At 59.3% G+C, this 15,774-nt stretch carries 11 protein-coding genes; 4 read left to right on the top strand and 7 right to left on the bottom strand.

Features of this window, described 5'->3' with window-relative positions; all coding sequences use genetic code 11:
* Positions 1-12 precede the first annotated feature (12 nt).
* The 6 genes from ACTQXI_RS00680 to ACTQXI_RS00655 form a co-directional block, all read right to left on the bottom strand.
* Complete coding sequence (locus ACTQXI_RS00680) at positions 13-1,395, bottom strand: family 43 glycosylhydrolase (RefSeq protein ID WP_148346449.1); 1,383 nt, start codon at positions 1,393-1,395, stop codon at positions 13-15.
* A 184-nt stretch (positions 1,396-1,579) separates the two neighbouring features.
* Positions 1,580-2,590 carry a LacI family DNA-binding transcriptional regulator gene (locus ACTQXI_RS00675; RefSeq protein WP_050766109.1) on the bottom strand — a complete coding sequence of 337 codons (1,011 nt, stop codon included), beginning with the start codon at positions 2,588-2,590 and terminating at the stop codon, positions 1,580-1,582.
* Between the two features lie 300 nt (positions 2,591-2,890).
* Positions 2,891-3,142 carry an autonomous glycyl radical cofactor GrcA3 gene (gene grcA3 / locus ACTQXI_RS00670; protein ID WP_055252439.1) on the bottom strand — a complete coding sequence of 84 codons (252 nt, stop codon included), beginning with the start codon at positions 3,140-3,142 and terminating at the stop codon, positions 2,891-2,893.
* Between the two features lie 85 nt (positions 3,143-3,227).
* On the bottom strand, positions 3,228-5,279 hold the full coding sequence (gene pflB / locus ACTQXI_RS00665) for a formate C-acetyltransferase (protein ID WP_427718174.1): 2,052 nt from the start codon (positions 5,277-5,279) through the stop codon (positions 3,228-3,230).
* Between the two features lie 468 nt (positions 5,280-5,747).
* Positions 5,748-6,770: a 2-keto-3-deoxygluconate permease gene (locus ACTQXI_RS00660; RefSeq protein WP_441040829.1), complete on the bottom strand. Its 1,023-nt coding sequence runs from the start codon at positions 6,768-6,770 to the stop codon at positions 5,748-5,750.
* A gap of 108 nt (positions 6,771-6,878) precedes the next feature.
* Positions 6,879-7,628, bottom strand: coding sequence for an SDR family NAD(P)-dependent oxidoreductase (locus ACTQXI_RS00655; RefSeq protein WP_427728112.1), 750 nt, complete (start codon positions 7,626-7,628; stop codon positions 6,879-6,881).
* Positions 7,629-7,878: 250 nt separating this feature from the next.
* On the opposite strand from ACTQXI_RS00655, the gene ACTQXI_RS00650 reads away from it, so the two are divergent.
* The 4 genes from ACTQXI_RS00650 to ACTQXI_RS00635 all read left to right on the top strand — a co-directional run bounded on the left by ACTQXI_RS00650 (position 7,879) and on the right by ACTQXI_RS00635 (position 13,884).
* A complete protein-coding gene (locus ACTQXI_RS00650; RefSeq protein ID WP_154514934.1) occupies positions 7,879-8,328 on the top strand; it encodes a MarR family winged helix-turn-helix transcriptional regulator in 450 nt (149 codons plus the stop codon).
* On the top strand, positions 8,325-10,691 hold the full coding sequence (locus tag ACTQXI_RS00645; RefSeq protein ID WP_441048678.1) for an ABC transporter ATP-binding protein: 2,367 nt from the start codon (positions 8,325-8,327) through the stop codon (positions 10,689-10,691). Before ACTQXI_RS00650 ends, ACTQXI_RS00645 begins: the two co-directional genes overlap by 4 nt.
* Complete coding sequence (locus ACTQXI_RS00640) at positions 10,691-12,547, top strand: ABC transporter ATP-binding protein (protein ID WP_441048679.1); 1,857 nt, start codon at positions 10,691-10,693, stop codon at positions 12,545-12,547. Before ACTQXI_RS00645 ends, ACTQXI_RS00640 begins: the two co-directional genes overlap by 1 nt.
* A gap of 305 nt (positions 12,548-12,852) precedes the next feature.
* Positions 12,853-13,884 carry a 3-deoxy-7-phosphoheptulonate synthase gene (locus tag ACTQXI_RS00635; RefSeq protein WP_427794434.1) on the top strand — a complete coding sequence of 344 codons (1,032 nt, stop codon included), beginning with the start codon at positions 12,853-12,855 and terminating at the stop codon, positions 13,882-13,884.
* Positions 13,885-14,346: 462 nt separating this feature from the next.
* On the opposite strand, the gene ACTQXI_RS00630 is transcribed toward ACTQXI_RS00635, so the two are convergent.
* A complete protein-coding gene (locus tag ACTQXI_RS00630) occupies positions 14,347-15,552 on the bottom strand; it encodes an agmatine deiminase family protein (RefSeq protein WP_441048680.1) in 1,206 nt (401 codons plus the stop codon).
* Positions 15,553-15,774 lie beyond the last annotated feature (222 nt).

The raw sequence follows: 15,774 nt of genomic DNA, 5'->3' as shown, positions 1-15,774 counted from the left end.
GTTTTGATGCCATTACAGAGACGCGATCGTTGCATTTGCGCACTTGAGCGTACCGTCGGTGACCGTCAGTGCCACACCCTGGCCCTGCTTATTGCAGAAGCGCGCGTTAAGCGCAACATCATCGACAAAGATGGTCGCGATATCGTCGTCAACGACCAGGCGCACATGATGAGTGCCCTCGCCCTTAAAGAACAACGGACGCTCGAGGCCCATGTTGTTGACCTGGAACCACGGATACTGGGGGGCCGCCGTAAACTCGAGCTTGCCCTCACGCAGGTTGGCGCGGAACTCATAGGCAAGACCGGACTCGGCGTCCTCGGCAAGCTTCACCGAGAAGCCGGCAGCGTCACCGGCGAGCTCGATGTCGGCATCGAGCATATAGGTGGAACCGGCATCCGCGGCGAGCACCTGCTCGACCTTGCCCGACTCGCAGGAAAGCTCAAAGGCCTCGACTGCCTTAGCCTCGCCAAAGGCGCCAAGCATGCTGTCAGGGAGCTTGGTGCCGAGCGTTCCGTCGGCACGCTGAACGATCTCGAGAGGCATAAAGGTGCCACCCCACAGGTAAGAGCTGGGATCGCCACCCTCGTCACGCGTAGGAACCCAACCAAAGAGAACGCGGCGCTCGCCATCAAATGCGGTACGCGCGGCATAGTACGCGCGGCCATCGAATGAATCGTCAGCAGGAGTGATCCAAGGACCGTTGATGGAGCGAGACATGCGGTAACGGGTCTTGTTGCCATCACTGTACTCGGAGAACACCAGATACCACCAGTCGCCCATCTTAAAGAGATCAGGCATCTCGAACATGGTGTAAAGGCCCGGATTCCACCAGTCGCCCTGGAACTCCCAGGTATCCAGGTCCTTGGAGGTGAACTTGACCAGACGCCCGGTCATCAGACGCTTGTCCTCGCCCACGCGCGTGCCGAGGATGAGCATGTACTCTTCGTTCTCCTCATCCCAAAGCACAAAGGGATCGCGCCAGTTGCGGTCATCGTAACCTTCCTGGGGCGGAAGCAGCGTCTCGGCGATGTTCTTCTCCCACTTGACGGCGTCGTCACTCGTTGCGTGAAGAAGAACCTGCTTCATCAAGCGTGCGCGGACCTTATCGCGATTGCAACCAGTGTAGAGCGCATGGTACTTGTCGCCCACCTTAAACACCGTGCCGGCATAAACATACTGGTCGACTTCCTCGTCGCCGCCACGCTCAAGGCTCTCGCCAAAGTCCTTGTAGTTGACGAAATCCTTGGTCGTCGCGAGTGCCCAACCAAACGGCTCTCCGAAAGGGCCGGGGTTTCGCGTGTCACGCTGGTGATAGAGATAGAACGTGCCGTCCTCGCCGTACGGCATGATGTCGCCTACCCAAATTCCCTCAGGCTGGTAATACACCTTGTGCATCCGAGACTTCCTTTCCCACAAGATACTAACTCGGTACAACTGCAAGATATGTCAATCGTTTTCATATGTCAAACGTTTTCACACTAATACGTCTTTTCGCAGTTCCAGTCGTCGGCAAACGGTTGACATATGCCGGCGAACGGTCATCAGAGGCGTTTGAGGAATTCTTTTGGCACGGGATGAACTACGCGGTTTTGCCCTCAATGAGTTCAACGGGGAGCTTGGTATTCGATTCGGGCTTTTCACCGTTAACAAGAGCGATGATGGATTGCGCCGCGAGCTCTCCGATGCGATCGATATCTTGACGAACGGTTGTTAAGTCAGGCATAAACGTCATAGTGCGGCGGGCGCCATCCGCGCCCACGACCTTAATATCGTCCGGAGCGCTCAAGCCGCGCCGCTTCATCACATTGAGGCAGATGGCCGCCATCGTGTCGTCTCCCGCAAAGATGCCGTCAATATCGGGGTTCTCATCGAGGATCTTCGCAACGACCGCACTCTTTTCGTCGTCGGACTTAACGAACTCGACCTCACGGACAAGCGCGGGCAAACCGGCCTGCTCCACAACATCGTGGTAGGCATCGGTACGCTTATTGGCAGGCATACGCATGCGGCTATTGTTGCGCAGGCACAAGATGCGCGAACACCCGTCATCGATCAGGCGACGCGTGGCAAGTTCGCCGATGCCATAGCTGTCGCTCGCAATCTGAACAGAGGTCTCGCCAAGGTCGCAGTCGATACCAACCAGACTCAAGCCCATCTCGGCATACGCCTCGGCACCGATATTAAGCGAGTTGACGATGACGCCATCAACCATATTGCGCCGAAGCATATCGATATAAGAACGCTCAAGATCAGGTCGATTGGCGCTATTGCACAGCAACATCTTAAAACCGTTTTCGGCCAGGGTACGCTCAACGGCTTGGACCGCTTGGGCATGAAACGGGCTGCTGACATAGGGGACGATCATACCTATTAGATTCAGGCGACCGTTGAGCATGGCACGGGCGATATCGTTGGGCGTATAGTTGATGCGCTTCATCGCGGCATGGACCTTATCGCGGGTCTCTTGGCTAATATAGCCGCGATTATTAAGCACGCGAGATACCGTAGTAGGCGAAACCCCCGCCACCGCTGCAACTTCCTTGATGCCAGGCTTAGCCGAATCCTTAGAACGAGCGCCCTCGCGAGCCATAGCACCCTCCCCCATCAACATGTCATACGTTTACATACGAACAAAGCATACCCCAACAAGAGCGGGAAGACGGTAACAGTACAAGTAAGTAAACGACTCATCCAAATAATTAGGAGAGTTCCGCCTAAAGGGTGACTACACAGGACCCCAGCCGGGGCTGTTTGGGCTACCTCCCAAAACATTCCGCAGGACGCGAAGAGGCTCGCCGCACGAAGTGCGCAGCGAGCCTCTTTGCATGTCCGAGGACGTTTTGGGAGGTAGCCCAAACAGCCCCGGCGATCCTGCGGGAGTTAAACCCCTTTAGAACTTGTTGTGGAAGGTACGCGAAATGACCTCGTCCTGCTGCTCCTTGGTGAGCGTGTGGAAGTTCACGGCATAGCCGGAAACGCGGATGGTCAGCTGCGGGTACTTCTCGGGGTGAGCCTGAGCGTCGAGCAGCGTCTCACGGTTGAAGACGTTGATGTTCAGGTGGTGGCCACCCTTCTCGGCGTAAGCGTCGAGCATGTGGACCAGGTTGTCGGCCTGAGTCTCGGAAACTTCAGAAACCTTCATAATGTGTCTCCTTCAATCGATAGGCGCCAGCCGAAATCGGCGCACTAATCAGTAATCGTTATTGTTAGTATAGCACTAACAATAGTTACTCGCCCAGCTGATCAAGGTCGATATCACCAAAGAACACCTGGTCCTCCTTGCCGAGCGCGCCCGGGATGATGGAGAAGGTGTTGGAGATGCCGTCCTGGGCATCGCGGAACGGGAGCTTGGAAACCGAAGACAGCGAAGCGATGGCGCCCTGGCTATCGCGCTTGTGCATGGGGTTAGCACCCGGGGCGAACGGCTGGCCAGCCTTGCGGCCGTCGGGCGTGGAGCCGGTCTTCTTACCGTACACGACGTTGGAGGTAATGGTCAGAACCGAGGTCGTGGGCACGGAGTTGCGGTAGGTGTCGTTCATGCGGATGTACTCCATGAACTGGTGCACAACGTCGTGAGCGATCTGGTCGACGCGGTCGTCGTCGTTACCGTACTTGGGGAACTCGCCCTCGGTCTCGAAGTCGACGATGATGCCGTTCTCGTCACGGACGGGGTGAACCTTGGCGTACTTGATGGCGGACAGGGAGTCAGCCACGACGGAAAGGCCAGCGATGCCCGTAGCGAACCAGCGGTGCACGTGCTTGTCGTGCAGAGCCATCTGGATGCGCTCGTAGCAATACTTGTCGTGCATGTAGTGAATGATGTTCAGCGAGTTGACGTACACGCCAGCGAGCCACTTCATCATGTCGTTGTACTTGGCCATAACGTCATCGTAATCGAGCGTGTCGCCCTCGACGGCGCGATACTTGGGGCCGACCTGCTTCTTGGAGACCTCGTCAACACCGCCGTTGAGTGCGTACAGCAGGCACTTGGCCAGGTTGGCACGAGCGCCGAAGAACTGCATCTCCTTGCCAATGCGCATGGAGGACACGCAGCAGGCGATGCCGTAGTCGTCGCCGTGGTAAACGCGCATGAGGTCGTCGTTCTCGTACTGGACCGAGGAGCTGGCGACAGAAGTCTTGGCGCAGAACTTCTTGAAGTTCTCGGGAAGACGGGTCGACCACAGAACGGTCATGTTGGGCTCGGGGCTGGTGCCCATGTTCTCGAGCGTGTGCAGGTAGCGGAAGCTCATCTTGGTAACGAGCGTACGGCCGTCAACACCCATGCCGCCGATGGACTCGGTGACCCACTGCGGATCGCCGGTAAACAGGGCCTGGTACTCGGGGGTACGGGCAAACTTGACCATGCGGAGCTTCATGATGAAGTGATCCACGAACTCCTGGATCTGCTCCTCGGTGAAGGTGCCGTTGGCAAGGTCGCGCTCAGCGTAGATGTCGATGAACGTAGAGGTACGGCCGATGGACATAGCGGCGCCGTTCTGCTCCTTGACGGCAGCGAGGTAGGCGAAGTACATCCACTGGATGGCCTCCTGCGTGTTGGTAGCAGGTTTGGAAATATCGAAACCATAGGTCTCGGCCATCATCTTGAGCTCGCCGAGGGCGCGGATCTGCTCCTGCAGCTCCTCGCGATCGCGGATGTTGTCGGCGGTCATGACCGTCGGGGTGGAAGCCTTCTGGGCCTCCTTATCCTTGATCAGGTAGTCGACGCCGTACAGGGCGACACGACGGTAGTCGCCGATGATGCGGCCGCGGCCATAGCCATCGGGCAGACCGGTGATAATGTGAGCCGAGCGGCAAGCACGCATCTCGGGGGTGTAGACATCGAAGACGCCGGCGTTGTGGGTCTTGCGCTCGAAGGTGTAGCGCTCGACGACGTTCTCGTCGATCTTGTAGCCGTGCTGGCTGGCAGCCTGGCAAGCGATGCGGATACCACCGTTGACGTGCAGAGCGCGCTTGAGCGGCTTGTCAGTCTGGAGGCCGACGATGGTCTCCTTCTCGCGGTGGGCGTTATCGATGTAGCCAGCGGGGTGGCTCACGATACCCGTGACAGTCTTGGTGTCCATATCGAGGACGCCGCCCTGCTCGCGCTCCTTGAGCAGCAGGTCGAGGACCTCGCCCCACAGCTCCTTGGTACGCTCGGTCGGACCGGCGAGGAACGATTCGTCGCCCTCGTAGGGGGTGTAGTTCTTCTGGATGAAGTCTCGGACGTCAACCTCTCCCGTCCAGATGCCTTCCTTGAAGCCTTCCCATGCCTCCTGCATTGTGTAACCACGCTCCTAGTTACGTATAATGCGGCGCTCTCTCACACCGCTGCTTATTGAATTCTTGAATGTTCGGGTTGAATGACCGGCTTCATTCGCCTTCCATCGCGCGTTAGCACAGGGAAAAACGTTTGTCCACCTTGGAACTGCAACCCAAAACCCAAGATTTCACCCGTCTGAGAAGGATAACATAGCCACCCCCTTCATCAGGGCTGTTATATGTTTCTTTTTTTATACCATTAGGGCGTTTTTAACAAATCCGCAGGAAATGCGAGCGTGAACAACTACCGTTCACCGATTTGTTTGGTATTTTCCTTGCCTTTGTACGACGTTCACTCTAGCTGTTATGCCAGCTTTAGCAGGGTAAAGTGCCCCAGAGACCCACAGAAACTGCAGGGCGGCCACGGGATTTCCCCCGGGGCCGCCCTGTGGCGTGGCTAGTTATTTAGCTTTGATTGCCGCTTGGCATTAGGCGGCTGCGGTGACCCTGTCGGCCGCGGCCTTTTTGCTGTCGCCGTGACCCTGGCCCTCAAAATGCTTGTAGCACCAGCTGGTGACCAGCGGGGTCAAAATGGCCGTCACGATGGCGCACGCTGCAACCTGCGCCGTAGCCGTCGCGAGCACGGCGCCACCGTACATGGCCTCGTTGACACTCGCCATGGCGGCAGGCGTGGCCACATTGGCTCCGGCGCAGCTCGAAATGGCCGCACCTGCGACACCCGTACCGCCCGTGAACTTATCGACCGCGATGACGGGAATTGCAAAGACCACCGAGCAGATCACGCCGAGCAGGATGCCGGGAAGACCGCCGTTGATGAGCTGGCCAAAGGTCATGGTCGAGCCCATGGCAAAGAAGACGAGCACGATGATGGCGGAAAGTGCCGGAGCCATCATCTTCTTAAAGCTCGGGAAGAGGTTACCCAGAATAATGCCGACGACGATCGGCAGGATGGCGCCCACGAGCGACCAGCCGATCGGAGCCTGGCCAGCAGCGCCGAGCACGATCATTGTGACCGGAGGGCCGACAACGAGTGTGGTGATGGCGACGGCGCCACGTTCGGCCTCGTTGCCCATGGTGCCCATCAGACCAGCGTACATAGCGTTGTTGGCGCCGGTGCAAGCCGCCAGCATCACCATGGCAGAGATGCCAAACAGGTTGTCGTTGAATACATAAAGGATGAGCAGCGACACGGCAACGACCACGATCTGCTTGACAGCGATGATGATGGCGCCGCGTGCAGCGGCGGCAGGAGCACTTTTAAACGAAATCGTCGTACCGACGATGAGCAAAAAAGCGCCCACGAGCGGGCTTGCACCCTGCTGGGTCATGCCAAGCGTAAAGCTGCCGAGCGTTTTGAACAGGTCGGGGAATAGCGTGTTGAGCAAGCAGCCCAGCAAAAGCGGCACCAAAATATTGGCGCCCGGGATGGAGGACATCTTAAAGAACGGCTCCTTTGCAGCCGGCGCCTCCACCGCAGTCGATTCACTCATATATATCTCCTTTGGATGCATGCGAATCGTAGCCGCACGCGCCTATGTCAGAAAGAAGGCGACAACCCCGATTCTCCAGGGTCGCCGCCAAACGATTACCGCGGGGTATTACCCGTCCAGGACGATGCCGCCGTCGCAGTCACCGATCTCGCCGTTCACGAAGCTGGCGAGGTCGGAAGCGAAGAACAGCACCATCTGCGCAGGCTCGCTGGCCTGGGCGGCGCGGCCCAGAGGAATACCGTTGATGATGCGCTGAGAGTTCTCGTCAGAAAGGATCGACGTCATGTCGGTAAGCGTGAGCGACGGGCACACAGCGTTGCAGCGGATGCCGAACTTACCGCCCTCCTTGGCGACCGCCTTGGTAAGGCCGTTGACACCGGCCTTGGAGCTCGCGTAGGCCGCGGTGCCGAGCAGGCCGCCGCCGATCTTGCCAGCAACGGAGCTCACGTTGACGATAGTGCCGGCATGTGCCGCCTTAAAGTGCGGGTACACGGCATTCATCATGGTAAAGGTGCCGTTGAGGTTGATGTCGATGGTGCGACGCCACTCGGTGTCGTCGATCTCGTCAAACTTCTTGGTGCTGATGACACCGGCGCAGTTGATCAGGATGTTGGTTTGCGGCAGGTCCGTAAAAATCTGCTCGACGGTCTCGCGCGCCTTGGGCGCATCGGCGACATCGAGCTGATAGAACTTGTTGCCCTCGCCAAGCTCGGCCACAGCCGCCTCGCCCTTAGCAGCGTTCCTTGCGATGAGCGCGACGTGTCCGCCGCCCGCAACGATACCCTTGGCAATCTCGAGGCCAATGCCCTGAGTGCCACCGGTAACGATCGCGGTTTTACCCGTGAAGTCAAATGCCATGACTCCAACCCCCTTGATTCAGATGTCTCCTTGCGGGAAGTTGGAGCATCGCACATGGCGATAAATGAGTCCCAGTCGTCATGGTGGTGACAACCCCTCGCCTAACCGCGGGCATGATAGTTCTTTGAAACGCTTCAGCAATTGAATTATTTTAAGTCTTTATGCGCTCTTAATATTGCCCACTGCATGAGGCCCGCATATGGGGGTATCATCTTCTACCAAAAATAGTTTCTAGTGTTAGGGGTTTTCGGTGAAAGATACCGATTTCCGTGAACTTGGGCGTCAGCTCCTTACCGAGTTCGGCAGTATGCATCAGCGCATTTCGCGCTTTGCGGACAAAGCCCTCAGTGGTGAGATGGCCGTCATGCGCGCCCTCATGCTCGCTGGCGGTTCGCTCACGCCAAGCGAACTCGCCGATCGTGCCTGGGTCTCGAGCGCCCGCATCGCCAATATCCTGCGCGCTCTCGAAGCCAAAGGCTGGGTCGAGCGCGAGCACTCAAAGACCGACCGTCGTCGCGTACACGTCACGGTGACCGACAAGGGATTCCATGATCTCGAAATCAAGCATCGGGAATTCGAGGACCGCACCGCGGCCTTCCTCGAGCAGCTCGGCGAAACAGATACCCAAGAGATGGTGCGCCTTCTTAGGCGTGCCAACGAAATTATCGACCGCAATCAAGAAAGGAGAGATGCCGAGTGAGGATTCTCAAGCTCTTTAAAAAGCATGTCCTGGCACTGTTCGCAGCTATCGTACTTATCGTAATCAGCTGCAACGCCGATCTGGCGCTGCCTACGTATATGAGCGACATCGTCGACGTGGGCGTGCAGCAAGGCGGTATCGCCTCGCCCGTACCTGACACCATTCGCACCAAATCGCTCGACGACCTCGAACTCTTTATGAGCGATAAGGACGCCAAAGCTGTGGAGGCCGTGTTTAGCAAGGCGGATAATAACGGCATTCGAACGTACAAGGGCACCGAGGAGGAGCGCGCCGACGGCGGCAAGATTGCCGACATCGTGAGCCTGCCCGAGACCGTCGTCCTTTCGTTCAACCAGGGCATTGACGCCAACTCCATGGATGACATGATGGGTTCGTCCAGCGAGAATAACAACAACGCCGCCCAGGCCATGCCCACCCCCGAGCAGATGGCGGCAATGACGCCCGAGCAGCTCGCCGAGATGCAGCAGAAGGCCGCGGCGGCGCAGAACATGCAAAAGCAGATTGATACCGACGGCGGTAAGATCACCATGAAGAGCCTGCGCCTAGGCGTTGAAGGCGGCCTTATCGACCAGGGCAAGCTCGTCGAGGGTGCCAACGATATGGCGGACAAAATGGGCTCCATGTCGGGTTCCATCGTGACCCAACGCGCCGTGAGCTATGTACAAGACGAGTACAAGGCGCAGGGCATCGACCCCGCCGACGTGCAGAACGCCTATCTGGGTCGCATGGCAACCACGATGTTTGGTCTGTGCCTGATCTCGCTCATCGCCACCATCCTGACCGGCGCCGTGGCCTCGCGCACCGCCTGTTCCATCGCACGCGACCTGCGCCGCGAGACCTTCAACAAGGTTATGCACTTCTCGCCGGCCGAGGTGGGCAAGTTTAGCCAGGCCTCGCTCATCACCCGCTGCACCAACGACATTCAGCAGATTCAGATGGCCGCAACCCTGTTTATCCGCATGTGCCTGATGGCCCCCGTCATGGGCATCGTCGCCGTCATGCGCGTCCTGGCCAACCACACCGGCCTGGAGTGGACCATCGCCGTGGCCATCATCGCGGTCTCGGCCGTCGTCGGCGTGCTTATGGGCCTCACCATGCCCAAGTTCAAAAAGATGCAGAGCTTTGTGGACCGCGTGAACCTTACCGCCCGCGAGCTGCTCGACGGCCTTATGCCCATCCGCTCGTTCAACCGCGAGGAGCATGAGCTCGAGCGTTTTGACAAGGCTTCGCTCGACCTAATGACCACGCAGCTCTACACCAATCGTGCCATGAGCTTTATGATGCCGCTCATGATGCTCGTCATGAACTGCATCACCGTGCTTATCGTCTGGTTTGGCGCGCAGGGCGTGTCCGATGGCGTGATGCAGGTCGGCAACATGATGGCGTTTATCTCCTACACCATGCAGATCGTCATGGCGTTTATGATCCTCACCATGGTTTCGGTCATCCTGCCCCGCGCCGAGGTCGCAGCCGAGCGCGTGGAAGAGGTCATCACCTGCCCCACGAGCATCAACGACCCCGCCTCGCCCAAACTGCCCGCGGCCGGCGCACCGCGCGGTGAGCTCACCTTCCGCGACGTGAGTTTCCAGTATCCCGATGCCCGCGCTGACGTCATTAGCGGCGTGAACTTCACCACGCATGCCGGTCAGATGCTCGGCATCATTGGTTCCACGGGCTCGGGCAAGTCCACGCTCGTACAGCTGATTCCGCGCCTGTACGACGTCACGGGCGGCAGCATTTCACTCGACGGTATCGACGTGCGCGATATGACCCTTTCCGAGCTTCGCCGCCGCATTGGTTACATCCCTCAGCAGGGGCGTCTGTTCTCGGGCACCGTGGAGAGCAACCTTAAGTTTGCCGGCGACATGGTAAGCGACGAGAACATGCACGAGGCCGCGCGCATCGCCCAAGCCGAGGACTTTATCGCCGAGCGCGAGGGCGGCTACGACTCCCCCATCAGCCAGGGCGGCTCCAATGTCTCGGGCGGTCAGCGCCAGCGTCTGGCCATCGCCCGCGCGTTGGCAAAAAAGCCCGAGGTCCTGGTGTTCGATGACTCGTTTAGCGCCCTCGACTACAAGACCGACGCGCGCCTGCGCGAAGAGCTTGCCAAAAACGTTACCGACGCCGCGCTCGTTGTCGTAGCCCAGCGCATCGCGACCATCATGCACGCCGACCAGATCATCGTGCTCGACGACGGCCACGTGGTGGGCACTGGTACGCACGAGGAGCTGCTGCACAGCTGCCCGGCGTACCTGGAGATCGCACAGTCGCAGCTTTCCGCCGAGGAGCTGGGGCTCACTCAAGAAGAAATTGCAGCCGTTATGGAGGGAGGCGAGCACTAATGGCAGACGAGACCAAGACTCAGATTCCCAAGCCCACCCGCCAGCGCGGTCCCATGGGCCGCATGGGTGGCATGGGCCGCGGCGAGAAGGCCAAGGACTTTACGGGCGCCATGCGGCAGTTGCTCGGCTATATCGGTCAACACAAGGTTGCCGTGCTTGCCGCCGTCGCCTTTGCCGTGTGCTCGGTCGTCTTTAACATTGTGGGACCCAAGGTGCTCGGCCAGGTTACGACCAAGCTGTTCGAAGGCCTGGTCGCCAAGGTCAACGGTACCGGCGATGTCGACTTTGCCTGGATCGCCAAGACGCTCGGCTTTTTGCTCTGCCTGTATCTGGCAAGCTCTGTTTGCAGCCTCATCCAGGGCTGGCTCATGACCGGCGTCACGCAAAAGATTTGCTACCGCATGCGCAAGGAGATCGCCGCCAAGATCGCTGTCGTGCCGATGAGCTACTTTAACGGACACAGCAAGGGCGATGTGCTCAGCCGCATCACCAACGACGTCGATACGCTGGGTCAGTCGCTCAACCAGAGCGTGACGCAGCTCATCACGTCGGTGACGCAGATTATCGGCGTGCTCGTCATGATGCTGTCGATCAGCCTGCCGCTTACCGGCGTCACCGTGCTCACACTGCCGGCCGCCGCGATTATCCTGACCGTGATGATTCATTTCTCGCAGCCGTACTTCCGCGAGCAGCAGCAGGTCCTGGGCACCGTCAACGGCATTATCGAGGAGGACTTTGCCGGCCAGAACGTCATTCAGGTGTTCGACCGCGCCGAGGCCTCAATCGAAGAGTTCGACCGTCAAAACGACCGCCTCTTTATTAGTGGCTGGCGCTCGCAGTTCCTGTCGGGCCTGATGATGCCGCTTATGAGCTTGGTGGGCAACATGGGCTACGTGGGCGTCGTCGTGGTGGGCGCACAGCTCGCGCTGACCGGCAATGCCACGCCCGGCGACATCCAGAGCTTTATCCAGTACGTTCGCAACTTTACGCAACCCGTGCAGCAGCTGGGCAACGTGAGTAACACGATGCAGTCTATGGCCGCTGCCACCGAGCGCGTCTTTGAGTTCCTGGCCGCGCCCGAGGAGGAGCAGAAGGCCGACGCGCAGATTCCCGAAAAGCGCCCTGGCCATGTGGAGTTTGACCACGTCAAGTTTGGCTACACGCCCGACAAGACCATCATCCACGACTTTAGCTGCGAGGCACAGCCCGGCCAGACCATCGCCATCGTCGGTCCCACCGGCGCCGGCAAGACCACGCTCATTAAGCTGCTACAGCGCTTCTACGACGTGGACGGCGGCTCGCTGCGCGTCGATGGCGTCGACGTACGCGATTGGGACCGCGCGGCACTGCGCGGCGAGTTTGCCATGGTGCTGCAGGATACGTGGCTGTTTAACGGCACCATCCGCGAGAACATCCGCTACGGACGCCCCGATGCAAGCGATGCCGAGGTCGAGGCCGCTGCACGCGCTGCACGCTGCGACCACTTTATCCATACGCTCGCCGGCGGTTACAACTTTATGATCAACGAGGAAGGCACCAACCTTTCGCAGGGCCAACGCCAGCTCGTGACCATTGCCCGCGCCATTTTGGCCGACCGCCCGGCGCTGATTTTGGACGAGGCGACATCCAACGTCGATACCCGCACCGAGGAGCTTATTCAGCGCGCCACGGATGCGCTGATGCAGGGCCGTACCAGCTTTGTTATCGCACACCGCCTGTCCACGATCCGCAACGCCGACGTGATCTTGGTAATTCGCGACGGCGACATCGTCGAGAAGGGCACGCACGACGAGCTGCTCGCCCAAGGCGGCTTCTACGCCGACCTGTACAACTCGCAGTTCGACGAAGCGGCGTAAATTCTGCCGCAGGGAACGAATAACACCCGAGAACGGGGGCGCAGGACAACCTGCGCTCCCGTTTTTTGTTCTGCGACCCTCAAACCGCCTCCCCTGGGACCAAATTGACGACCTCTTCCAAGCCACGTGGCATCATTCCATTCCAGGGCCAGCCAACGTTTACCCAGATAAAACCTGCCAAAATAAACCTGTCCCTTTTTGGCAGGTTTTGGGGTGATGAGGGCTTGCACTTTAGCGTGCGACAGCGGATAATGCCGAGCATTCGACAATGCACACTTTGTCTTATTTGATTGAGGAGGCCCCGTATGGCTATGGAATTCAAGCGCAGGTTGCCGATCCCCATGGAAATCCGCGAGGAAATGCCGCTTTCCGCCGATCTTACCGCCAAAAAACAGGCATTCGACGCCGAGGTCGCCAAGGTCTTTACCGGCGAGGACGCGCGCAAGGTGCTCATCATCGGCCCGTGCTCTGCCGACCGCGAGGACTCGGTGCTTGAGTACATGAGCCGACTGGCCAAGGTCGCCGAAGAGGTCAAGGACAAACTCATCATCATTCCGCGCGTCTATACCAACAAGCCGCGCACCAAGGGCACTGGCTACAAGGGCCTGCTGCACAACCCCAACCCCGAGGCTCCCGACGACCTGCTCGAGGGCGTCAAGGCCATCCGCCATATGCACCTGCGCGTCATCGAGGAGACCGGTTTCTTTACCGCCGATGAGATGCTCTACCCGTCCAACTACCAGTACCTCGTCGACCTGCTGAGCTACGTCGCCGTGGGCGCGCGCTCGGTCGAGAACCAGGAGCATCGTCTGGTGTCGAGCGGCATTTCGGTGCCTGTGGGCATGAAGAACCCCACCGCCGGTTCCACCACCGTCATGCTCAACTCCATCTACGCCGCCCAGGCACATCAAAGCTTCATCTTCCGCAACTGGGAGGTCGAGTGCGACGGCAATCCGCTCGCGCACGCCGTCATGCGTGGCTACATTGGTCTCGACGGTCGTACCTACCCCAATTACCACTACGAGCATCTGGAGCGTCTGGCCGAGCGCTATACCGAGCATGCCGGCTACGCCAACCCGGCGGCGGTCATCGACTGCAACCACGACAACTCGGGCAAGCGCCCGCTGGAGCAGCACCGTATCTGCAAGGAGGTGCTCGACAGCTGCCGCCGCAACGAGTCCATCTCCAAGCTGGTCAAGGGCTTTATGATCGAATCCTACCTGGAGGACGGCAACCAGTCTGTCGACGGCGGCGTCTTTGGCAAGTCCATCACCGACCCGTGCCTGGGCTGGGAAAAGACCGACTACCTCATCCACGAGATCGCAGAGCGGGTGTAGGTTACGGCGTTTTACCAAACGCCGTAACCGGCCGACGCTGCAAACCCGCCAGAGCGGCAATCTGCCTTTCAGCTTCGACGGCATGACCAAAAGGTCAATGCCGCCTCGCTTCAAGGCACCTTGCTCGCGTGTACGGGTTTTCGCTGACGTTTTTCGACCTGCATCGTTGCCAGGGTTGGCACCAATGACTAATGCGGTAACAAGCTGCGTCGGTCCGATTGATCGGCTGGGTTTTCGAGGTGCCCCAGGTCGCCGCGAAAGAGGAGCGAAGCGTACTTTGGTACGCGTGCGACGGTTTGAGCGGCGAGATGGGGTGCCTCAGGAAGCCAGACGATTAAGCGTCGGCGTGATTGGCTGGGTTTCCGAGGTGCGGCAGATTGCCCTGAAAGAGGAGGGCATAGACCTTAAGGGTCATGCCCGACGATTGAAGGGCAAGGTGCCGTACCCCGGGAAGACAGACAATTACGCCGAGGGCTCCTGCTGCGTGATGCAGTGGATGTTGCCGCCGCCGTAGACGACCTGGTCGGACTTGACGCCCACGCACTTGTAGACGCCCTCGCCCCAGACCTCGTCGTAGATCTCCTGGAGCGTGTCAACGGCCAGCCGGTCGTTCTCGTCGCCGTACTGCGGGACGATAACGCCGTGGTTGGTGACCAGGTAGTTCATGTAGGAGGCGATCAGCGGCTCGTCGGCGACGCGCGGCTCGGCGTTCTCGTCGGCGTCGATGGTGTCGCAGGAAGCCCGATCCATGAACAGTGGGTTCACGGGCATGCAGAGCTTGTAGACCTTCAGCTTGCGGCCCTTGGCGTCAACGGCGTTGGAGAGGGTCTCGTAGGCGGCGTGGCACTGCTCGTAGAACGGGTACTCGGGGTCGTCAGTCCAGATGCAGACCATGACGCCCGGGGCGATGAAGGTGGCGACGTCGTCGATGTGGCCGTTGGTCTCCTCGGGGTCGATGCCCTCCTTGACCCAGATGACCTCCTCGACGCCGAGGTAGTCCTTGAGGTGCTCGGTCATGTACCCGCGAAGCTCCTCGCTCCAGGGCTCGAACTTCTTGCGGTACTTGGGCCAGAGGGACTCGGGGTCCTCCTCCTCCTCGAGCACCGCGGAGCAGGTGCGGCCCGGGGAAAGCAGGCACTGGTCGGTCACGACCACGGTGCCCTCGCCGTCGACGGTGATGGAACCGCCCTCGAGGATCATGTCGTCGGGACGATAACGACGACAGCCGGAGAGCTCGGCCATCTTGAGGGCGATCTGCTCGTCCTTGTCCCACGGGAAGTAGAGGCCGTCGATGAGGCCGCCGTAGCCGTTGAAGTGCCAGTGGTTGGCGCGCTTCTCGCCCTTGCCGTTGATGACGTAGGTGGCGCCGGTGTCGCGGAACCAGGCGTCGTCGGTGGTCATCTCGACGACGGTGACGTTCTCGTCGTTCTCGAAGACGGCCTTGCAGTTGGCGTAGTCGACCTGGTTGGCGCACATGTAGACCGGGGTGAACTCGGCGATGGCGCGGGCGATGGCGGCATACTGCCTCTGGGCGGGCTTGGCGCCGTGGGCCCAGGTGTCGGTGCGGTGGGGCCAGCCCATCCACACGCGGTCCTGGGGGGCGAACTCGGCGGGCATGAAGAAGCCGTCGGCCCTCGGGGTGGACTCGGACTCGGTAATCGTGCGCATAAGGCTTCCTCCAAATCAAACGACCGATGTCTCGATCTGTAACATCTAGGGGCCGAATCCCCGTCTTGTTGTTACAGATCGAGACAAACCGTATGGCTCGAGATAAACAATCTCAATCTATAACAGATAGAGGCGATTTTGCCAGCCATATGTTACAGATTGAGATAGACGTAAAAACCACCACAAAGGTACCTGTCCCCTTTGTGGTGGTTCTGGACTAGA

The organism is Collinsella sp. LCP19S3_C9 (assembly GCF_052121575.1).
Taxonomy (GTDB): domain Bacteria; phylum Actinomycetota; class Coriobacteriia; order Coriobacteriales; family Coriobacteriaceae; genus Collinsella.
The sequence above is the reverse complement of the archived record's forward strand: the minus strand, read 5'-3'. Positions and strand labels throughout refer to the sequence as shown.